This is a genomic window from Pedobacter sp. ASV28 (genome assembly GCF_016428855.1).
GTDB lineage: Bacteria > Bacteroidota > Bacteroidia > Sphingobacteriales > Sphingobacteriaceae > Pedobacter.
In genome coordinates this window covers 1-19805 of record NZ_JAELTN010000036.1, presented here as the reverse complement: position 1 = coordinate 19805, position 19805 = coordinate 1, and the positions used below count along the sequence as shown (strand labels likewise).

At 42.8% G+C, this 19805-nt stretch carries 22 protein-coding genes; 12 read left to right on the top strand and 10 right to left on the bottom strand.

Going from position 1 to position 19805, the window contains the following annotated elements; translation table 11 throughout:
• Positions 1-8: 8 nt before the first annotated feature.
• The 4 genes from JHD79_RS13915 to JHD79_RS13900 all read right to left on the bottom strand — a co-directional run bounded on the left by JHD79_RS13915 (position 9) and on the right by JHD79_RS13900 (position 2514).
• Positions 9-470, bottom strand: a complete 462-nt coding sequence (locus JHD79_RS13915) for a hypothetical protein (RefSeq protein ID WP_199119910.1) — start codon at positions 468-470, stop codon at positions 9-11.
• A 20-nt stretch (positions 471-490) separates the two neighbouring features.
• On the bottom strand, positions 491-973 hold the full coding sequence (locus JHD79_RS13910; protein ID WP_199119909.1) for a hypothetical protein: 483 nt from the start codon (positions 971-973) through the stop codon (positions 491-493).
• An 18-nt stretch (positions 974-991) separates the two neighbouring features.
• Positions 992-1387 (bottom strand): hypothetical protein, encoded by a 396-nt coding sequence (locus JHD79_RS13905; RefSeq protein WP_199119908.1) that lies wholly within the window; start codon positions 1385-1387, stop codon positions 992-994.
• Between the two features lie 68 nt (positions 1388-1455).
• Positions 1456-2514 (bottom strand): DUF932 domain-containing protein, encoded by a 1059-nt coding sequence (locus tag JHD79_RS13900; protein WP_199119907.1) that lies wholly within the window; start codon positions 2512-2514, stop codon positions 1456-1458.
• A gap of 19 nt (positions 2515-2533) precedes the next feature.
• Between JHD79_RS13900 and JHD79_RS13895 the strand changes: the two genes are divergently transcribed.
• Positions 2534-2695, top strand: coding sequence for a hypothetical protein (locus tag JHD79_RS13895; protein ID WP_199119906.1), 162 nt, complete (start codon positions 2534-2536; stop codon positions 2693-2695).
• A 105-nt stretch (positions 2696-2800) separates the two neighbouring features.
• Positions 2801-3166: a metal-binding protein gene (locus tag JHD79_RS22995; protein WP_370583337.1), complete on the top strand. Its 366-nt coding sequence runs from the start codon at positions 2801-2803 to the stop codon at positions 3164-3166.
• Here the strand turns inward: JHD79_RS22995 and JHD79_RS13885 are convergent.
• On the bottom strand, positions 3163-3633 hold the full coding sequence (locus JHD79_RS13885; protein ID WP_199119905.1) for a JAB domain-containing protein: 471 nt from the start codon (positions 3631-3633) through the stop codon (positions 3163-3165). The genes JHD79_RS22995 and JHD79_RS13885 overlap by 4 nt on opposite strands.
• Before the next feature lie 566 nt (positions 3634-4199).
• Here JHD79_RS13885 and JHD79_RS13880 point away from each other — a divergent pair.
• Positions 4200-5591, top strand: a complete 1392-nt coding sequence (locus JHD79_RS13880; protein ID WP_199119904.1) for an HNH endonuclease — start codon at positions 4200-4202, stop codon at positions 5589-5591.
• 26 nt (positions 5592-5617) lie between these two features.
• Here the strand turns inward: JHD79_RS13880 and JHD79_RS13875 are convergent, their stop codons facing one another.
• On the bottom strand, positions 5618-6076 hold the full coding sequence (locus tag JHD79_RS13875; RefSeq protein ID WP_199119903.1) for a hypothetical protein: 459 nt from the start codon (positions 6074-6076) through the stop codon (positions 5618-5620).
• Between the two features lie 215 nt (positions 6077-6291).
• Here JHD79_RS13875 and JHD79_RS13870 point away from each other — a divergent pair, with 215 nt between their 5' ends.
• A complete protein-coding gene (locus JHD79_RS13870) occupies positions 6292-6804 on the top strand; it encodes an RNA polymerase sigma factor (RefSeq protein WP_199119902.1) in 513 nt (170 codons plus the stop codon).
• Here JHD79_RS13870 and JHD79_RS13865 read toward each other — a convergent pair.
• Entirely contained in the window at positions 6801-7010 is a 210-nt protein-coding gene (locus JHD79_RS13865; RefSeq protein WP_199119901.1) for a hypothetical protein, read from the bottom strand. The two genes, JHD79_RS13870 and JHD79_RS13865, sit on opposite strands and share 4 nt — an antisense overlap.
• A 174-nt stretch (positions 7011-7184) precedes the next feature.
• On the opposite strand from JHD79_RS13865, the gene JHD79_RS13860 reads away from it, so the two are divergent.
• From JHD79_RS13860 to JHD79_RS13845, 4 genes are all read left to right on the top strand, one after another.
• Positions 7185-8327, top strand: a complete 1143-nt coding sequence (locus tag JHD79_RS13860; RefSeq protein ID WP_199119900.1) for a FecR family protein — start codon at positions 7185-7187, stop codon at positions 8325-8327.
• Between the two features lie 70 nt (positions 8328-8397).
• A complete protein-coding gene (locus JHD79_RS13855) occupies positions 8398-11715 on the top strand; it encodes a SusC/RagA family TonB-linked outer membrane protein (RefSeq protein WP_199119899.1) in 3318 nt (1105 codons plus the stop codon).
• A gap of 11 nt (positions 11716-11726) precedes the next feature.
• On the top strand, positions 11727-13109 hold the full coding sequence (locus JHD79_RS13850; protein ID WP_199119898.1) for a RagB/SusD family nutrient uptake outer membrane protein: 1383 nt from the start codon (positions 11727-11729) through the stop codon (positions 13107-13109).
• Positions 13110-13124: 15 nt separating this feature from the next.
• Complete coding sequence (locus tag JHD79_RS13845; protein WP_199119897.1) at positions 13125-14444, top strand: TlpA disulfide reductase family protein; 1320 nt, start codon at positions 13125-13127, stop codon at positions 14442-14444.
• 47 nt (positions 14445-14491) lie between these two features.
• Here the strand turns inward: JHD79_RS13845 and JHD79_RS13840 are convergent, their stop codons facing one another.
• The 3 genes from JHD79_RS13840 to JHD79_RS13830 all read right to left on the bottom strand — a co-directional run bounded on the left by JHD79_RS13840 (position 14492) and on the right by JHD79_RS13830 (position 17035).
• Positions 14492-14836: a hypothetical protein gene (locus JHD79_RS13840; protein ID WP_199119896.1), complete on the bottom strand. Its 345-nt coding sequence runs from the start codon at positions 14834-14836 to the stop codon at positions 14492-14494.
• 82 nt (positions 14837-14918) lie between these two features.
• Positions 14919-15389, bottom strand: coding sequence for a MauE/DoxX family redox-associated membrane protein (locus tag JHD79_RS13835; protein ID WP_199119895.1), 471 nt, complete (start codon positions 15387-15389; stop codon positions 14919-14921).
• Between the two features lie 464 nt (positions 15390-15853).
• Positions 15854-17035 (bottom strand): hypothetical protein, encoded by a 1182-nt coding sequence (locus JHD79_RS13830; protein ID WP_199119894.1) that lies wholly within the window; start codon positions 17033-17035, stop codon positions 15854-15856.
• 291 nt (positions 17036-17326) lie between these two features.
• Between JHD79_RS13830 and JHD79_RS13825 the strand changes: the two genes are divergently transcribed.
• The 4 genes from JHD79_RS13825 (at position 17327) to JHD79_RS13810 (ending at position 19532) form a co-directional block, all read left to right on the top strand.
• Positions 17327-17929, top strand: coding sequence for an RNA polymerase sigma-70 factor (locus JHD79_RS13825; RefSeq protein ID WP_199119893.1), 603 nt, complete (start codon positions 17327-17329; stop codon positions 17927-17929).
• A 96-nt stretch (positions 17930-18025) separates the two neighbouring features.
• Positions 18026-18400, top strand: coding sequence for a hypothetical protein (locus JHD79_RS13820; RefSeq protein WP_199119892.1), 375 nt, complete (start codon positions 18026-18028; stop codon positions 18398-18400).
• Between the two features lie 93 nt (positions 18401-18493).
• A complete protein-coding gene (locus JHD79_RS13815; RefSeq protein WP_199119891.1) occupies positions 18494-18913 on the top strand; it encodes a hypothetical protein in 420 nt (139 codons plus the stop codon).
• 169 nt (positions 18914-19082) lie between these two features.
• Complete coding sequence (locus JHD79_RS13810; protein WP_199119890.1) at positions 19083-19532, top strand: hypothetical protein; 450 nt, start codon at positions 19083-19085, stop codon at positions 19530-19532.
• The last annotated feature ends 273 nt before the right edge of the window (positions 19533-19805 follow it).

Here is a 19805-nt window from a genome sequence, read left to right as displayed (position 1 = left end):
AGGGCCATTTAGGAAGCAACATGGTCGTTGTCAGACTTTGGAAAGAGGTTGACGATCTCTTCGAGGTCAAAGTCTTCTGTCCAAAATTCTTCTCCTGTGTGTTTGCCGAATGCCCTATACTGGCCGCCCTTATGTTTTGAGATTACGAACTGAAAAGTGTCGAGTGTATTTTCGGGATTGGAAAATTTATCTATTTCTCCCTCTTCGAGTGTAACGTATACCCAATCCTGATCCCTAGCAAGCAGACCGTCATCTATGGAATTGGCAAAAAACCCCAATGGGCTTTCCCAATAAACATGGCTGGCAAAATAGGTGTCCTTAACAAAGTCTTCGATATGGTCCATCCTTTTTGCCATCATATCCCTCCATTCTTCATCTATGCCGACCAGTACAAACTCGCAAGTGTCCCATTCGCTGTTAGTCCTTGCCCGTACCAATAGGTACGGGGTTGGTGTGATTGATTTTTTCATGATACAATAAGTTTTAAGATTTAATTGATCTTGTTATTTTTTTCCGCTGTGGGCAGCTCCCATAGTTTTTTCAGATCGTAACCTTCCTCTTCAAAAAGGGGAGTGAGGTAGCTTGCCACTTTTCTTTTATTATAGTTAAAGGACATTTTTTTGTCTATATAGCTGGCTTTGGTAGCCATGATCCATTTACATACGGCTATAGCATCGAGCGCCTCAATAGGGTTTGATGTTCCCGAAAGTTTAAAAGAAAATTCACCCACCCTCAACCAAAAAAAATTGTTGTGTAAAGTCTCTTTGGTGATTGGGCGCTTGAAATGTGGCAATTGCCCCAGTCCTTCGGGGTCAGCATTCATAAAGTCTGCTTCACGCTGTAGGTATTCCCATGTATTGAAGTTGAGGTCATTCTTTGCACCATAGCTAACGACCAGTTTTTTATTAACCAGTTTGGCGAAAGCGTCATACCTGAGGTTCTCCCTTAATACCACTGTCATATAAGTTCCCATTTTTGAATTTTTATTGATTTAAAAATTGATGATCTTTTCGCCGAACTTTTGGAGGTTCTTGCTCCGCATCTCTATGGCGTAGGGAATGACGTAAGTATTGATGTACCCAATTATTGGTGTTCCCTTTTTTCGTTCCCTTGTGATCAGGTCGGCATCGTCATTGATCTCGTACCATTTGAATGCCTTTGTTGCGGGATGGGCGAAAATTTCGGAACGGTACATTTCGTCACGATCGGCAGCGGTGGCCATCCTTAAGCGAACGACATCACGGCTATTCCTTAGTTCCTGTTTTGCTGCCCTTATCATTTCAGCGGTGTGCGCTTTGGTGGGAAAAAGAACAAACTCAGCGCCTTTACTGCTGACTATATTTTCGGTAAATTCAATACCGTTGGTTGTGGTTTCTGTAAATGACATGATATGCTATTTTAATCCATTAAGAAATTGGTAAAGACAACCGCCCGCGAAGGCGGTTGTCATTTTTTCTAGTTCAGCAATAAGGAGGCTTCCCCATCCCTCATAAAATCGGCGCACAGGTTAAAAGCGGTCTGTGACCGTTGTTGTGCCGTTCCGCCCATGATGATGGACTTTAGTTTTGCCTCGCCATTCTTGAAGCTGCACACGTTCTGAAAGTAACCTGTTACGGCATTGTAAGCACCGAACAAAGTACCCTTTGTGGTTTCCATCTGTTGGGTGTCGCTGGTGAGTGCATAGCTGTAAACCCTATCAATGGTGTTCTTGTAAATGGTTGAAAGTTCATCGTGGTTTCCTTTCTGCAGATTGAGCAATGCCTCCTTATTGGGAACCATCGCCACCTGTATGAGCTTTAACAACTGCTTATCGGTAATGCGAACCTTTGCAAATCGGTTAAACCATTCCCCCAACTGTACGCTCAGGGTATCGGCTATGCCCATAACCTTATGTGCCTCTGCCAAACGATCCTTAGCACCTTCGGTATGGCGGATGCGTACCACATTGGACATTTTGCCCAAAGCGGCATTGAGGGTATTCTGACAAACGATACGAATGGGTGTAAATGCAGCGGTGATACTGCCCTTGCCATCGTGTGAGGTCGTCATGAATATGTATTTTTCGGTCACGTCGTCACCGTTGCCCACACGTATGTAACCGGGAAGTTTGGCCGTTATAAAAATGCGTTCGCCTTTTCCCAATGCCCCTGCGGTTTCATACAGGATACCATCACCCCCACCTACTATGGCATCGAAAAATGAAAAGGCTTCATGGTTCTGCACGATCTGGTAATCGTTGCCCACTACGCCCAATAGCTGGTAGTTATCGGTGCGGAGCGTAGCATTGTAATCGGGTACTTCAATGTAGTTACCTAAACTTACATCGTTGTCCCTGTCGTCCTTAATGAACATGGTTCTTTTCTGTACTTCATATTGAAGTCCCGCAAACTGAATGGCTTCGCTACTGGTGGGGTACTGGTCAACGATCTGTCCCAATCCGTGCCATGCCTTTTGTTTTACGCTAAAAAAAGCGTGCTGTCCCGTGATGCTGTTTAAATTAATGTTGTGTGCCATAATCGTGTTTTTTAAGTGAATGATTTTTTTCTTTTTTTTCTTTCACCTGCTTCCCGATGGCTGCTTCGGGAAGGGTAAAAAGAAAGCAAGTGATCATGGCGGCCCTTGGGAAAGGCCAAAAGGAAACGGAATAAAAGAGGGGCTGTGTGCGGGACTAAATGCCCATACCCCTATCCATTAAAAAATAATGGGCATGTGTTTATGCCGTAGTCTTTTGGACAGGGCTGTGCGGTAGCGGGACGACATAACTTGGCTGCACTTTTTACCCTTTCCCTAGCAGTTGAAGGTGGCAGAGAAAATGTTCCAGCAAGTTTCGGGTTCCAGAGAACGTTTATATTTTTTAGTATTGGTCATGATGGAACATATGGCATTGGGCAATAGCCCGCAGGAAAGAAGCAGGGTGGTGGCCTCCCTTATCAGAAAGGGCAAGATCACCCTAGGCGGTTACCGAAAGAAAAAGACCTACGGGCTACTTAACTGCAAGATGGGCAAGCGCATGAAGGTGGAGCATCGTGTATTCTTTATAGATGAAGAGGAAGCATGGCATGAAGGCTACCGTCCCTGTGGAAATTGTCTGCCCACATTGTACGAAGCATGGAAGCGCAGAACCAGCAAAGGACAAGATACAAGCCTGGGCAAAAAAAAGGGCTAGAGCAGCCCATTATCAGCGAAGGAATAATAGTGATCTACCGAGACGATCACATGATCCAGCAATTTGACACCAAGCAGTTCGCCAGCCTGTTTGATCTTTTCAGTCATCTTCTTATCGCCCTCACTAGGTTGTACAATTCCAGAGGGGTGGTTATGTGCAATGATAATAGCACAGGCATTTGCCTTCAATGCGGCGGCAAAAATCAAACGGAGATCACATACGGTGCCGGAAATTCCACCTGTCGAGTGATCAATGATCCCCAATACCTTGTTCCTGCGATTGAGCAATACCACCTTGAACTGTTCGAGCAATTCAATCTGATCGGGGTTCCAGGAAGCCATTAAAATATCGTAGACCGACTGTGAAGAGATAACCGTTGGCCGCAGGGATGCCCTTATCTTAGGTCTGTAAACGAGTTCGATTTCCGATACGGTGTTAACGATGTCATTGTTGAATGAAGTTTCCATGATGTTCTTTTTTTAGTTGAAAAAATGAATGATGGAAACCATCTTCGGAAAAGGCCAATACAGGCCAAGAGGAAACGGAATAAATGTGGGCCTGTGTTTGGGGGAAGCCCATACCCCTACCCAATAAAAATTATGGGCGTGTTTATGCCGTAGTCTATTGGCCGCTCCAACAGGCCTTTTCCGAACTTTTGCAATCAGTCAATGCCCAACTAAAAAAATAGGGAGTGCTATCTTGCCGGAAGACAAGTGAAGAAAAAAAAAGCAAGCGAGGTTCATCCGTTAGGGATTGCAGTGGAAATCCCGCAATGGAACGCAGTGGAGTGAGGAATTGAAACGTAAAGCCCGCCCGAAGGGAACGGCCATACATTTCTATATAAAAAGCAACCATCCCTGTTCGTGCGGACTTCATCTTTCTACGTCCTACCCTTACCATCAATCCATCTAGGAAAAAAAATAAAAGTGTTAAGGATTATTAAATAAATAACAACTGTAAAGACCTATAGTTATCAAAACAAAACAGCATCTAAGTTTTTTTTTCTAAATTACAAGACAGGTAAACTCATTCAATGAATATGCAATGTATCTTTTGTAGTAATGAACTTGATGGTTCGGACGAGCATATCATTCCCCAATGTATCAACGGAAGGCTACATTCCAGGGAATTGATCTGTTCAAAATGTAACAATAAATTCGGACGGAAACTTGATCCGACCTTCAGGGAAACCTTTAAGGTCGTGCTGCATGTCTTAAAGATTGGAAATGTAGAGCATCTAAAGCTTCAGGCCGACAATGATGCAGCTTATATACGGAGCAATAGCACAGGGACAATCAAAGCCATTCCTCAAGGAGTAGAAATAACCAAAACAGAGGACGGCAAAATAGCGCTCAGTATCACGGGCCCCGACCATATCGAAACCTATAAGGCAATTGCGAAGAAAAGTATAAGGATGTTCGGGGCAAAAGCGCTAGAAGGGAAATTTGAAGTGATCAAAACGCAAACTCTTTCCGGCCCTTTAAAAACATCCATAGGAATATTGCTTACGCCTAGTCTAAGGCTTGCCCTCAATAAAATCATTGTTGAATATTATTGCCATTGCGGACTTGACAGGACCTCTATCAAAGCAATGATCAATGCTGTTGACCAGTTGGACGAAGGCATTGAAAATATACGTTACTGTAATAGTTCCCAATTGATGCGCAAGCCATCTGACAATGAAATATCGCACCTGATCATCATTCGTTCGGATAAAAATAGAAAGATCTTATATGCCTATATCGAACTGTTCAATATTGTGTGCGGATTTATTATGCTCCAGGAAAACTACCAAGGAAATCCTGTAAACTATGTGTACCATCAGGACGCTATTACCAGGAAATCTTTAACAGAAGAAGTAAGTGTTGACCTTGACCAGATGGAGGATATCTTTGCAGGCATCGAGCACAATGTTGACACATTTGCCGAACGACACCAATCAAGGATCGTAATGGATAGCATTAAAGAAAGAAGCTCAATCATACTGGAAGAGCTGGAGACCGAACATAAGGAAGGGCGTATTACCAGTGAGCAGCTTAAAATGACCTATATGGAACGATCCGCCTACCTTGTAGCCCACGCCAGTATATTTGAGTTTCCCGATCTTATCAGTGATTTCAATGAGGCGGAGCTTAAAAAGATCAATCACATTCACTCGTTGATCAGAGCGGATAAAAAGGAAGCGTTTATCATTTATTACCAAGAGTTTATTGGACACAAGTTTGAGTTTGAGGATAAAAAGGGGTTATATACGATGAAGGAATTTCATTTTGCACACCATAAAAAAAGGGAGGATATAGAAATGCTGAAAGTGTATTGCCATTTTATATCCCAGGAAGATGGCTCAAACGACTTAATTCCTGCGACCAACATATTCAAAGCAGTAGGCATTCCCTTTATGGAAGAACTATTTGTATGGCATTAGAAAAAGAAACGACCTGCAACTTATAGTCATCCAGCTTTCTTCTTCAATAATTTTCTGATCTCTTTTTTGGAAAGCCCTTCCTTTTTGTTGAAGGCTTCATATTTCTTATCGTGTTGACGATGGAATGCCATCAGACTTTTTCCCAAACCTTTCTGTACAATCAAAAGATCGGCCTGTCGTTCTTCTTCCATGTCCTCTTGTACCCATCCCAGGAACCACATTAACCTCTTCGGGAACGAACTTTTTCCGTCCAGGGTAATGTGTGCGTATTCATGGGCCAGGCAAGCGCTAAAGGCTTCCTCCGAAAACTGTAGAATTTCACTTTCGACTTCAATGCGATAACCGAAGAGGGTCTTGGCGGTGGCCATATAAAAATCAAATTGGCTCCCCTCTACGAAAAGAAAGCGGATGCGCCTATGGGAAATTTCGGGAAAGCTATCAACAAGAAGACTATGGGCAATGTGTATGGCCTGACTTTGGGTCACGAAAACCAAAATTAGCATAAGTTATAAAAGGCTATCAAAAAAGAAACGGGACGCAAACTGTAAAAGTCCGCATCCCGCCATCTAAATTAACGCTCTCCCTGCAAAGATGTAAAAAGCTTACGAGCTTAATGTAATCTATAGGTCAAAACACTTAAATGTGAAAACCCTTATCTTTAGGGTCTTGACCCTATCCAGTTTTACAAAAACTGATATTCATGCGGCAAAGCGAATTTGACCATATTTTCCTAAGCTATCACGCTGCCCTTTGCAGTTATGCCAAAGGCATAGTAAGGGATGCGCATATTGCCGAAGACCTGGTTGAAGATGTGTTCATGACCGTGCTACAACGCAATCCATTAAAGCCCCCCATTATCGACTGGCGTAATTTCCTATATGCTGCCGTACGCAAGACCTGTTATAAGCACCTTGGCCGCACGGCACCATTACAGCCATTGGAAGCAGCCGCACTCGAAGCCAGTGAGGAGATAGATAATGAACAATTATACAGGGAAATCTACAGACAGGTGATGCAGGCACTGGATGAACTGCCCGATAAATGTGGCAAGGTGATCCGCATGTCCTTTATGGACAATAAGAGCACATCGGAAATTGCCCAGGAACTTGGCATTACCGAAAGTACGGTCTACAACCACAAAGCGAAGGGGCTTTCGCTGTTAAGGAAGATGCTTTCCGGTGTGGCTTTCTATAGTTTCTTCCATCTCCACTAATGATCTGCATAATTCCTTTCGGAAAAACAGGACAGGTCTATGCCTATGCCTTCAAAACCAATTTCACCCATTAGGGTCACTTCGTATCGTGTATCCGTACCTTCCCTTTTGAGCAACCAATGTTTGGAAACAAAGTAATCCAATAGCATATCGAGCAGTTCAAGATCATTGGGCAGGCAACTAAACACTACAGTCCTCATGTCCATGTTTTTTAAATATGTAGTGCCATAGGCTGAAAATCTTCGGCCAGCGCTGCAAGAAAAAAAACAAAAAAAACTTTCAAAACCAGTAGAGATTTTGGTCACTATCGGTACTTCATAGAAGTAAACCTATCCATCACTGCCCGACGGGGCAAAGCCAACCCAGGAAAGCAAACAACGATGAAGACATTAAAACTGGCCGATGCCCTTGCAAGGAAAATGCAGGGCATTGCAACGGAAGCAGATGATGCACTGATCAATGATTGGCTGAATGCCAATCAGGAAAACAGATGGGTGTACGAAAGAATACTGAACGATGAAGAAGGTGTGCTGGAAGAACTAAGACAGGTAGACAGCCATAGCGCACTGAACAGAGTACACCGCAGGGCGGCAAAGGCAAGAAGAAGAAAGCGCTTGCTGGTGGCCGTAGCCGCAGCTATCCTGATGGCCGTAGGGATCTTCGTGATCCCGAGGACTAACCATAAAGAAATACCAAAGAGCCTTGCCCAAACAGATAGTATCAAAGAGATACTGCCCGCAAGCGATAGGGCCATACTGATCACGGGCGATGGCAGTCGGCTTGAACTAAAAGAAAACGGCGATACTTCCTTTGTCTATGGCGATCTACAGATCGTTCAGGAAGCTGGCAGGCTAAGTTACCGTACAGATGCGGGCAGTGCCATTGTAGAACAACAACTGATCACGCCCAATGCGGGCAAATATAATATGGTACTTCCCGATGGTTCAAGGGTGTGGCTGAATGCCGCTTCGACATTGAAGTTTCCGAACCGTTTTACAGGCAAGGAGCGGGTAGTAGAACTGGATGGCGAAGGATTTTTTGAAGTCAGCAAAGATGCACAACATCCATTCATGGTATTGACCAACGGAGGTAGCAAGGTAGAAGTATTGGGTACGGTATTCAACGTGAAAGGTTATGGTATGGAAAAGATCAGTACCACGTTGTTGGAAGGATCGGTAAAGGTGAGCAGTAACGGCGCAACGGCCATTATCAAACCCGGTCAGGTGGCCGATGCACTGGCCACTGGCATCAAGGTCGGCATGGGCGATATTGCGGCAGCTACGGCCTGGCGAAAGGACAAGTTTATCTTCCATAATATGCCGATATGGGAAATGATGGAAGAGCTATCGAGGTGGTATGATGTAAAGATCGTGTATGATGAAAGCTATAAGCAGCAGCAAGAGCTATACAATGGAGAGATCGGCAGGAGCGTGACGTTGGAAAAACTGTTGGCGATGTTGGAGCAAACGGGCGTAGCCCATTTCAAACTGAAGGAACGAACGCTGTATATACGGCCCTACTGAAAAACCCAAAAAGAAGATTAGCCACAGGGCGATCCATTAAAGGTGGGTGGTCCACAATTTAACTGCAAACATGACACGTAAAGAAACTGCATCCCGCAAGGGACGGGCAAGCTATTGCCCAAAGAAAAAACTGCTACTTCCCCTACTCGGTATATTATTGGGCTGGTTGCCACTCCTTGGCCAAGATGATGGGAACAGGTTCACCATTTCACTGAAGAAGGCATCGCTCAGTACGGTCTTCCAGCAAATAGAGCAACAGAGCAGCTACCGTGTGTTCTATGTAAAAAGCCTGGTTGACAAAGCCGGTACGGTCACCATCGACCTTAAAAATGCCAGTCTTAAAGAAGTATTGACAATAGTTTTTAAAGATCAGCCATTGATCTATAAGATCGAAGCGCATGCTATATTGGTACAGCCAAAAAGTCAAAACCCAACTTTACCAAGCGACACACTGATTACCGTTAAAGGCAAAGTGGTCTCTATAAAAGATAATATGCCCTTAAGTGGAGCAACCGTAAAGATCAAGGGAACGACCAATACTACCTTTACGGGAGTTGATGGATCATTTGTTTTAAAGACTAATGAAGGGAATTATCTTGAAGTGAGTTATGTTGGCTTTGGAATGCAGGCCATCAAAGCCAATAAGGAAGAAATTTTAATAAGCCTTAACGAAACGGTAAACAATCTGGACGAAGTGGTAGTGATGGCCTATGGAACAACTACCAAACGGCTTAACACAGGAAATATCAGCAAGGTCACTGCCGAAGAGATCAATAAACAGCCGATAGGAAACCCGATCACCGCTTTACAAGGTCGCGTACCAGGCATGGTGATTACTCAGACCAGTGGTATTCCTGGTGCTTACGTAAATGTCCAGATCAGAGGAAAAAACTCGTTGCTACAGGGAACGGAACCTTTCTATGTTATAGATGGCGTTCCATTTGCGCCTGCAAACGAAAAAATAAACCAACTAAACCAAGCATCGTTCTATGGATTAAGTCCCTTAAATCTATTGAACCCTTCGGATATAGAAAGTATCGAAATATTAAAAGATGCTGATGCGACCGCCATTTATGGAAGCCGTGGGGCCAACGGTGTCATATTGATCACTACCAAGAAAGGGAAGCAGGGCAAAACCCAGGTCACGCTGAATACCTATAATAGTTTAAGTAGTGTAACACGGACTATGGATATGCTAAATACAACACAATATCTGGAAATGCGCAGGGAAGCATTCAAAAATGACGGTCTTAACCCCAATCCCGGCAATCCGCTAACCGACTTATCCGCCGATCTATTGACATGGGACACCACACGTTCAACAGATTTCAGAAAACTGCTTGTGGGAGGAACTGCCCTTGCTACAAATGCAAGCCTGTCCGTAACGGGTGGAACACCCCATACACAATTCCTTATTGGCGCTGGTTATCGCAAAGAAAATACTGTATTTCCCGGTGATTTCTCTGACCGTAGAGCATCGCTAAACATTAATCTTAACCATAGTACAGAAGATAAAAAATTCACTATTGGGTTATCCGCATTCTATACCTCAAATTTCAGCGATATGTTGTCAACAGACCTGTCCAATGCCCTAAGATTGCCTCCCATGGCCAATCTTTATGATAGCTTGGGCAACCTGAACTGGAAAGAGGGCAATTATTCCTATACCTCATTGGGACTTGTAAATCCAATGGCCTACCTAAAGAGAACCTACAAGGGCAAATTTGATAATCTATCCAGCAACATGCAGTTAGGGTACAGGTTATTTCCCGGCATGTACCTAAAATCAAGTTTTGGATATAACCTTGTGCTGACCAATGAGAAAAGAATAAATCCCAGCACTTCCTTTGATCCGGCAAGTAACCAACTTCCCTTTGCTTCATTCTCAAATGGTACACAAAGGAGTTGGATCATTGAACCGCAACTAGAGTACAATAGATTGTTTGATTTTGGAAAAGTGAATATTCTTTTTGGCAGTACATTTCAAGAAAACAAAAGTGATAACTCTTCCAGCACAGGTACAAATTATTCGAGTGACATCCTGTTGAACTCCATTTCGGGTGCGGGCCAAATATCTACGGTAAACAACTATAACCAATATCGTTATAATGCTATTTTTGGAAGGGTTGGCTATAGCCTCAAAAGCACATACCTGTTAAATTTGACAGGCAGGAGAGATGGTTCGAGCAGGTTTGGTCCCGGCAAACGCTTTTCCAATTTCGGAGCGATAGGCGCCGGATGGATTTTTTCAAATGAGCGCTTGATCAAGGACTTTATACCATTGGTAAGTTATGGTAAAATGAGGGCCAGTTATGGCATTACGGGGAACGATCAGATTGGCAACTATAAATATCTTGATACCTGGACGGCCAGTTCCCAACTGTATCAGGGGGTAAGCAGCCTAAACCCAACTTCATTATTCAATCCAGATTATGCCTGGGAAAAAAATAAGAAAATAGAAATCGGAATTGAATTAGGCGTTCTTAGCGATCGTGTTTTAATCTCCTTATCCGCATTTAAAAACAAGAGCACCAACCAACTGGTGAACTATAGCCTTCCCATTCAAACTGGCTTTGCCTCGGTACTGCAAAATCTTAATGCCGAAATAGAAAACAGAGGACTTGAAATTGAACTGAATACCAAGAATATCATTAGCAAAAACTTCAGTTGGACAAGTGCCCTAAATGTTACCCGTTCCAGAAACAAACTACTTGCTTTCCCAGGCCTGTCAACATCCACCTATGCCAATACCTATATCATTGGCCAATCAGTCAGTAGTCGAAGAGTATATCAATATTTGGGCGTTGATCCAACCAACGGGGAATATCAGTTTACTGATGTAGATAGAAATGGAACATACAATGCTACAGACCGCATATCGGTGGTGAATACAGATCCAAGCTATTATGGAGGACTTAGTAACGAGTTTACCTTCATGGGCTTTAACATATCCTTCTTGTTCGAGTTTAAAAAACAGATGGGCCAAAACTATTTGGCCAACCAAACAACATCTGTACCAGGCTACAAGTACAACAATCAGCCCGTTGTCGTATTACAACGCTGGCAAAACCCAGGGGATATTTCAAGTGTACAAAGATTTACAGCCAAGGGCAACACCTCGGCCTATCTTGCCGCGGCCTCTCTATTGGGCTCTTCAGATGGTGTATATTCAGACGCTTCCTACATTCGATTAAAGAATATCTCCATTTCGTATGTGCTAAACAATTCAGTACTGAAAAAACTTCAGCTCCATGCAGCCAAATTTTTCATGACTGCCCAAAACCTGTTTACCATTACCCATTACATAGGGGCAGATCCAGAAAATCAGAACCCTTTAATATTACCCCCTTTAAAAACCATCGCTATTGGTATTCAGCTTCAATTCTAAACCATATTAACATGAAAGATAGACAAGTTATAAAGTCAATCTATTTGCTTCCTATTCTTTACCTCTTGGGTATTGCCTCCATTAAATGTGAAAAGTTTGTCGACATAGCACCTTCGCCAGACCTTATCGCCACATCAGCCATATTTCAGGATAACAAGACTGCAACAGCAGCGATAAATGGAGTATATTATCAAATGCGCTCATCTTCACTGTCGTTGGCGAACGGGGCCATCTCACTCTATCCGGGGCTTTCTGCAGATGAATTTTTCAACTCCGCCTCCAATGCGAATACAGATCCGTTTCTATTAAATGCTATCCTGCCTACCACCGGAATAATCGGTGGCAGTTTTTGGCGGCCAGCATATCAGAGCATATATAAGATCAATTCCATTATTGAAGGATTGACCAGCAGTAATGCGTTGACAGATACGGTAAAGAAACAATTATTGGGAGAGGCTAAATTTCTGCGGTCCTTTTATTATTTCCAATTGGTCAACCTGTTTGGTGACGTTCCCCTGATCCTTTCCACCAACTATCAGGATAACGCAACTGTTCCCCGTACCCCCATCAACACGATATATAAGCAAATCACAACAGATCTAAAAGAAGCAAAGGAGCTTTTAAAATCCAATTATCCTGCCTCCTTACGATCCAGACCTAACCGATGGACGGCTACAGCTTTACTTGCCAGAGTTTATCTTTACCTCAAGGACTGGAACAATGCCGAGATCGAGGCCACAGCAACCATCACTTCTGGGGCATACAGCTTAGCTTCCTTAGCCACGGTTTTCCAGGCGTCGAGCAACGAGACCATATGGCAAATTTTATCTGAAGGTGCCAATACCGCTGAAGGTGCAACCTTCATCCCTTCTTCTACCACGGTAAGGCCGCCATATATCATCACCAATGACCTTTTAAACCGTTTCGAAACAGGTGACAACCGAAAGGGCAGTTGGCTATCAAGCAATACCGTAACGGGGCAGGTCTATTACTATCCATTTAAATATAAACTAAGGACGAATACACCCATAAACGAATACGAAATTGTATTTAGGTTGGCAGAGCAGTATCTAATAAGAGCCGAGGCCAGGAATGAACAAAATAATTTCAACGGCGCAAAGGATGACCTGAACACCATCAGAACAAGGGCCGGATTGGGGAATACGACGGCAAATGATAAAAGCTCCATTTTTCTGGCCATTGAAAAGGAAAGACAGACAGAAATGTTTGCAGAATGGGGACACCGGTGGTTTGATCTTAAAAGAACTGACAGGGCCAATGACATACTTTCCATGGCAAAGCACCCAAACTGGAAATCAACTGCCGTATGGTACCCCCTACCTCAGAGTGAACTTCTCATCAATACCTTTCTTGTACAAAACCCAGGATATTAATCTCTATAAAACATTATGAAAAAAGCCCGTGTAGTATTAAGTATTCTTGCTTTATCCCTCGCCCCATCATTTGTATGCTTCTCACAAGAAATAAAGGTCGGCGAAAAAGTGCCGGATCTTGTTTTCAACCAGGTGCTGAACTACACCACAACAACACTCAGGTTATCAGATTTTAAAGGAAAACTGATCGTACTCGACTTTTGGGGCTTTAATTGTTACTCCTGCCTCACCTCATTTCCGAAGGTGGATAGTCTGCAGGAGTTATTTAAAGACAAAGTTCAGTTCATTCTTGTAAACCTAAATACCAGCGATGAAACCAATAAGTTTTTTGGCAAGTATAAAAAAGTATATCGCCCAAATGTCCCTATGATTGGTGATACCACCAATACACTTTGGAAAATGTTTCCTTTTTGGGGAGTGCCTTTTCATGTATGGATTGACAACAATATGGTATTACGGCAAAGAATAAGTGGTGAATATACCACCGATCAATCCTTAAATGACTTTCTTAGTGGTTCAGGAACACTCCTTCCCCAAAAGCCTAATAAAATTATCAATCAAAAGTCACTATTCGACAGCAGTTTTGCTTCGGGCATAAAGTATGCCTCTTACGTCTCCAGGTGTATTGACGATCAGTTTTTTCCTTCAGGAAACCAAAATTCTTTTGAGATAAAAATTAAATGTGCAAAACTCACTTACCTGTACGAATACGCTTATAATGCACTTAAAACGGAGTATTACTCCAGTCCAGGAAGGGTTATCGTAGAAACAGTGGATAGCCTGCGTTATTTTCCGCTGGTCAACACTAGCGAGAGACCACAATGGTTCAACAACAATTCCTATCTGTACCACTTAATATTGCCCAAAGAAAGAGAGGGAGTAGCCTACGACCTAATGAAGCAAGATCTGGACAGGTACTTCAACCATGAAAGCGCAGTTGAAAAGAGAAAGGTCAACTGCCTTACATTGGTAAGGACAAGCAAAAGGAATAAGCTACTAAGTAGCGGGGAAGATCAGAAAGACAATCTGCTGGCTTACGGTCTCCGCTCTTCAGGAGACATTAATGACACACGGTACTTCATCAACAAACCTTACAAAATTTGGCAGTCAAAATTGCAAAGGTTGATCGAAAAAACACTTTTGTTGCCTTTTTTTGATGGTACTGGCCTTATAGAAAAATTTGGGAATTTTAATATTGATTTTGAAGTTACGGCTGAAGTATGGAATGAAGATCTAAATCTTGAAAAGCTAAAATCCGCTTTGAAGAAGTATGACCTTGATCTTATCTACAAAGAACATAAAATAGATGTGCTGGTTATTCGGGACAAAAGGTAGGTAGAAAAAAATACTACAGGAAACAAATTGTTTCCTGTAGTAGCAGGTTAGTTGCTTTTTGTAAGTCGGTTGTCTGCAGTTGGAGCAGATGGTGTGGTACTGGTTTGCTCATAGTTATTGGTCGCCTCACCTACATAACAAACCTCAGGTTGACTGTTATCGCATAATTGTGGATTAGACAATATAGCATCAGCCAGTTCCATTGCCGAACCCCCGGCATTGAAGGCAGGGCCGCTAATCTCTCCAGTGATGTCAACCGGATACCAAAATAGAGGGGTTGTCCTCACATTGGTTTGTTGATGTGTTGGTTTGGCGCTGGTAAATGCGCTAAGGCTAAGGCCCAAGCCTGCTACTATAGCAAGCATAGGTAAGAATTTGAATAGTTTTTTCATTTTCTTTTTTTTGTTTAAGTGAATTATGATGTGATTTTAGTTTTTCCAGTATAAGGGTACCAAGGCGGGAGGATACGTACGCTCAATTTGTATGCTCCCTTGCCCTGGTTGATTTATAAGTAGTCCATAGTCCAATAAATGCGATCAATGTAAAGATGATATTAAATGCAAGATGCTGCCCCCATCCCCATTTTGGAATAGGGCCGCCACAGGCACAGGGCAGGTGTTCGTGAAAGGCCAGCATCCAGGCAATATAAATGGTAAACGAAAGCATGAGCAAGAACGAGAGCATAAAGCCTAAAAACCTTGTCCTGTTAAAATACAGCAGGGGGACACAAAGTAATTCTATGGGCAAGAGTAGGTAAACGAGTATTTGATTTATCCATTGTGGCAATGGTTGGGCAAGCATCTGTATCCTGAACTTTGGAAATTCAATAAGTTTATTACCAACCGTGAATATCCACATCATGATAAGTAGTGAGGCTAACAAGACCAATATTTGTTGATTGTTGCCCCAATTTCTTTTTGCGTATTGTAGCGGTTGTGGCTGCATGATTTAAAAGTTTGGTTTATTAACTGTTTAAAATTCTGTTTTAGTTTATACATTAGTTTTCTCAACGCTGACCGTCAACGGGGGGTGCTTTTGCACTCCCCTCAACGGTCAAAATTTACGCTCGCTCCCATCCGAAAGAAAAGCCCATCCATTTACCTTTACCAAAGGTCGTCATGAATACCCATGCCTGTCAAGTGACAAACCCTGGACCCATCGAAATTGGAGCGTGTGAACAGTATTTAGAGAAAATTATAGATACAGGAAGCTGAAAATAACAACCTCTTTTTATCCATAAGCGAAAGTTAGGGGCATAAAAAAACCGTTGTGAAGCAAGCCACTTCACAACGGCACTATCTGATCGCTCCATCGAGATGGTTGCATCGTTTATCCCTATTCAAATTCACCACAAACAGCACAAATAGCAAGAGACAAAGCCTGTGCAGTTATAATGCTATTAGAGATAACTATCCATGCACATAATGCAATTGTTCGCTGTACCTCTTTTCCAGGTGTTCTATCTGGTTGCTCAGCCAAAGATGTAGCCCCTTTACGGTAGTGGGATCGTAGGGATCGAGTTTTTTTCTTGCACTACCATAGCTGATCGGGCCGGGTTTCAGGGTACGGATGTAATTGGCCATTACCTTCACTACATGGTTAGTGGGGTGGTAGGGTATGGTGCCCAACTCTACATTGATCTGCGCCCAAAGGTTTAATTTGCGCACGGTAAGGTCTACAATGAAATAGTTGTCATCCGAATTGGCAATTTCGGTGAGCAGGTTGTTGCGGTGCTGCTGCAGCCAAGAGAGTTCTTCTTCCAATTGCTCAATGGTATAAGCCTTCAGCGAAATGCGGTCGGCCAGGTACATGAAAGTCGGGTTTTCTTCTATCTGCCGTACATCCTTTAGAAAGGTCAACAGTTTTTCTTGCACAATAAGGTAAGGCTCGTTGAGCTGTCCCATTTTTTTCACCTTGGCAAAACTGTAGGCCAGTATATCTTTTTTGTTGAAGTTGAGGTATACCATCAAGTGCCAAAGCTTAAAGGTCCATTCTTCCCTGGGCTCCCTTTCTATCATCTTATGAAGTCCTCTCAATAATTTTTCGGCATACCTGAACTGTTTTTCAAACATTTCCTCTGTAGGTTCTACCAGCTTACTAAAGAATGCACTCAGGGACTGGATCAATGAGCTGTCCACTTCTTCTTTTTTCAAAGTCTGCTCTACTGCCGCATAATCAGCAAACAGTTCATTTCCCCAATCATCTACAATGTACCGGCTCAGTGGGATATCGGGATCAATATAATTGGCGGCCAATGCTTCAGCGTGCTGCATCAGTTCATTGATGTTTTCCAGTGCCATTTTTGCCAACAGATACTGTTCGTCCCTGCTGGCTTTTTTAATGGCATCGTACACCTGGTTGGAAAGCTGTATCAAGCGGATATGGCCGTGCCGTATCTTTCGCTTAATGATCATATCGTCCTGTGAACTGCACAATAGCTCACTCAACTGGCTTTCCAACTTAATGCGTTCATTCCTGATCCGTTCCTGTGCGGTCAGGTAATTGTTTTCATTGAAACGAGCGTGGTCAACCTTTGTCAATACATGCCGGGTAACCAATTGCTCCAAATGTGATGTTTCTGAATGTGACATAAATATATGATTAGCGTTAAAGTGTTTTACAACGTTAAGTGTTATACAAATAGTCGGCATTAATGAGCAGTCGATCAAACTTTATTATAGCAAGTCCCTTTTTTATGATATGAAAAGACATATCTCTGATATAAAGACACTTATATCCAATCATTATGCCAAGCAATGGTTGCCCTTGGTATAAGGTAATATAATAAGAGTATCCCTGTAGGGCTATGGTATAGCTTCATGATCACATCGTAATAATTCCTTGACATTAAGCAAACATTTTTTTAACTTAGTGATGTTCAATTGATACCATTCGTTGAACCCAACATGAAGTCTTATGGTACCCTTTCAGATCGTGAACTACTCTTGCTCTTGCAGGACGATAGCCATGCGGCCTTTACAGAAATGTACAATCGTTTCAAAGGTGTGCTGATTATTCATGCCTATAACAAGCTTAACAACCGTGATGAGGCCAAGGATATTGTTCAGGAACTTTTTGCAACCATTTGGAACAACCGACGACATTTACAGGTGAACGAAAGCCTTTCATCTTATCTATATGTGTCTATCCGTAACCGTGTAATCAATTACATAGGCAAGAAAAAATCGGAAAGCACCTATCTGGGTACACTGAACGAGGTGGTCAATATAGATAGTTCCCCTACCGATTATTTGATACGCGAACACCAGTTGACCAAGAGAATTGAACTGGCCGTTGACCAGTTGCCTGCAAAAATGCGGGAGATCTTCATCATGAGCCGTAGGTACAATATGAGCCATAGGGAAATTGCCGAAGAGTTGGAGATTGCAGAAACCACCGTTAAAAAACAGGTGGCCAATGCGCTAAAGATATTGCGTACCAAGTTGGGGCTTTTCGCCTATATCATCATGCTGATCAGGTACTGATCCTAGCACTGATCTTGCAGATTTGGTGTTTTAACCGTAATTTAAAAAAGGGCCATGTAAGGCCCAACGAATACGCACCACTAAATTAACTTTACCATGACCAAACATCAAGAAAAGCTGCTCCAGTATTTTTGGGACAAAAAAAGGCATACGTATTATGAAGCGCTGCCCACCCACCTCATTACCTTTTTAGAACATGGCACCGTTGGAAATGCCATGATGGATAGCCAACTTAAGCTACAGCTCCTGGAACTGGCTAAGCAACGCTACCTGGACTTTGTTGACACCAATGCCGATGTATTCAAACTAACTGACGAGGGCAAGGTTTTCCTCAGCAAACGGAACAGCAGCTTTAGGGATAAGATTGAACAGTTCAATATGAGCTTTCCACCAATGGTTACGCTCATTACCAGTATGGTGGGCATTGTTTCGGTTGTAGTTGCCATTATCCAGCTTATCAAACAGTTTTAGCTAGAAACTAACGATACGATTGTATATAAGCATTTTGCTTCTACTCCCTTGCCCCTTGTTGGCGGTCATTTGTGCTGAACAAATAACCCATCCATGATCCATATCGACAACAACCAGCAGGTTTATTTTTATACAAAGCTTTTTGCAAAACAGGGCTGCCACCTCTACAATTTCAATTTGCTGGTGGCCAACAAAAATGCCTGTTGGATATTGGTAAACGAAGTGATCATTTCCTACAAGCTTATTTCTTATAAGGAAAAATCACACGACCGCTTTACCTTGGTCTTCGAGTTTCTTGCCCATATAGTTACGCACGAAATAGAAATTATGTTGACTTTCCTCATAGAATATTTTGGCGAAAGGGTAACTGTAGTGTCTATAAAAAACTTTGTTTTAAGCATAACGCCAATCAGTTTGGGCGAGCTGCTGCGCTTTGTCGATACGCCAAATTTCCAGGACCTGAACAGCATTCGTTTGTCCTCCAGTTCAAACTGGATGGTGTTTAGGGCATAGGTGATTAGCACATAAAATTACCGTTTTTTTACCCTTTTATTTATTCAGAAAATTTTTGATATTTATAAGTAGAAGTTACCCTAGTTTTCCGCTCCCTTTTTAACTATCCTTCCGCTATCTTGCTTCGTCCGTTTATACGCTTGCCAATCAACCGTCTAAATTAACCATCATGAGAAAAATGATCAAGAACGTAGTTGAAGAACTTAAACTTTCAGAAAAAACCGAAAGCATATTTGAATTTCAAAGGGGGAAAAACAAGTCTTATAGGGCAAAACTTAGCCGGGACGATAATGGCATAATTAACGTCGAACTCTTTGATATCATTGGCTACAATGAGAAGTATCTCTTCAAGACCGTTAATAATCTTCTGGCGTCGAGTATCCTTCCCGATGCACGACCGGGGCAGATCATATGGATACTTTACATGGATGAAGAGCTCATACCTGAAAAAGAGTATCTGCTCGAAGCTGATGTCTATTACTACGGTGTTGGAAATACCGTTCAAAACTGCAATGGCAGGCCCTTGGGTGAAACCTTCAATGCCATCTATAAAAGAAGCGACCTTGGACTGTGTGGCCCTGGAATGGGAAAGACCTTTTTTCTCTTTAAACTAAAATGAAATGAAAAATATAGTCAACGTTGTAGGCCTTCTATCTGTAATGTTATTGGTTGCCTGTGGGAGCAGCAACAAACTGAAGCCGAGTTATAGCAATCTTCGAAAAGGCACCTACAGATATTCCACTTTAGACAACAAGAATAAGGTGATAGACTGTCTCTTATACACATCTGACGCTGCCGACGATCGAGCCAGAGTGTAGGTGTGGGGGGGGGGGGGGGGGGGTGGTGGGGGGGGGGGGGGGGGGGGGGGGGGGGGGGGGGGGGGGGGGGGGGG

What these genes read in the sequence shown, in the direction of transcription:
- JHD79_RS13820 (WP_199119892.1), top strand. Translation starts at nt 18,026, where the DNA reads ATGACCAAACATCAAGAAAAGCTGCTCCAGTATTTTTGGGACAAAAAA.
- JHD79_RS13880 (WP_199119904.1), top strand. Translation starts at nt 4,200, where the DNA reads ATGAATATGCAATGTATCTTTTGTAGTAATGAACTTGATGGTTCGGAC.
- JHD79_RS13845 (WP_199119897.1), top strand. Translation starts at nt 13,125, where the DNA reads ATGAAAAAAGCCCGTGTAGTATTAAGTATTCTTGCTTTATCCCTCGCC.
- JHD79_RS13815 (WP_199119891.1), top strand. Translation starts at nt 18,494, where the DNA reads ATGATCCATATCGACAACAACCAGCAGGTTTATTTTTATACAAAGCTT.
- JHD79_RS13860 (WP_199119900.1), top strand. Translation starts at nt 7,185, where the DNA reads ATGAAGACATTAAAACTGGCCGATGCCCTTGCAAGGAAAATGCAGGGC.
- JHD79_RS13885 (WP_199119905.1), bottom strand. Translation starts at nt 3,633, where the DNA reads ATGGAAACTTCATTCAACAATGACATCGTTAACACCGTATCGGAAATC.
- JHD79_RS13835 (WP_199119895.1), bottom strand. Translation starts at nt 15,389, where the DNA reads ATGCAGCCACAACCGCTACAATACGCAAAAAGAAATTGGGGCAACAAT.
- JHD79_RS13855 (WP_199119899.1), top strand. Translation starts at nt 8,398, where the DNA reads ATGACACGTAAAGAAACTGCATCCCGCAAGGGACGGGCAAGCTATTGC.
- JHD79_RS13870 (WP_199119902.1), top strand. Translation starts at nt 6,292, where the DNA reads ATGCGGCAAAGCGAATTTGACCATATTTTCCTAAGCTATCACGCTGCC.
- JHD79_RS13900 (WP_199119907.1), bottom strand. Translation starts at nt 2,514, where the DNA reads ATGGCACACAACATTAATTTAAACAGCATCACGGGACAGCACGCTTTT.
- JHD79_RS13865 (WP_199119901.1), bottom strand. Translation starts at nt 7,010, where the DNA reads ATGGACATGAGGACTGTAGTGTTTAGTTGCCTGCCCAATGATCTTGAA.
- JHD79_RS13810 (WP_199119890.1), top strand. Translation starts at nt 19,083, where the DNA reads ATGAGAAAAATGATCAAGAACGTAGTTGAAGAACTTAAACTTTCAGAA.
- JHD79_RS13830 (WP_199119894.1), bottom strand. Translation starts at nt 17,035, where the DNA reads ATGTCACATTCAGAAACATCACATTTGGAGCAATTGGTTACCCGGCAT.
- JHD79_RS13850 (WP_199119898.1), top strand. Translation starts at nt 11,727, where the DNA reads ATGAAAGATAGACAAGTTATAAAGTCAATCTATTTGCTTCCTATTCTT.
- JHD79_RS13905 (WP_199119908.1), bottom strand. Translation starts at nt 1,387, where the DNA reads ATGTCATTTACAGAAACCACAACCAACGGTATTGAATTTACCGAAAAT.
- JHD79_RS13915 (WP_199119910.1), bottom strand. Translation starts at nt 470, where the DNA reads ATGAAAAAATCAATCACACCAACCCCGTACCTATTGGTACGGGCAAGG.
- JHD79_RS13895 (WP_199119906.1), top strand. Translation starts at nt 2,534, where the DNA reads ATGATTTTTTTCTTTTTTTTCTTTCACCTGCTTCCCGATGGCTGCTTC.
- JHD79_RS13840 (WP_199119896.1), bottom strand. Translation starts at nt 14,836, where the DNA reads ATGAAAAAACTATTCAAATTCTTACCTATGCTTGCTATAGTAGCAGGC.
- JHD79_RS13910 (WP_199119909.1), bottom strand. Translation starts at nt 973, where the DNA reads ATGGGAACTTATATGACAGTGGTATTAAGGGAGAACCTCAGGTATGAC.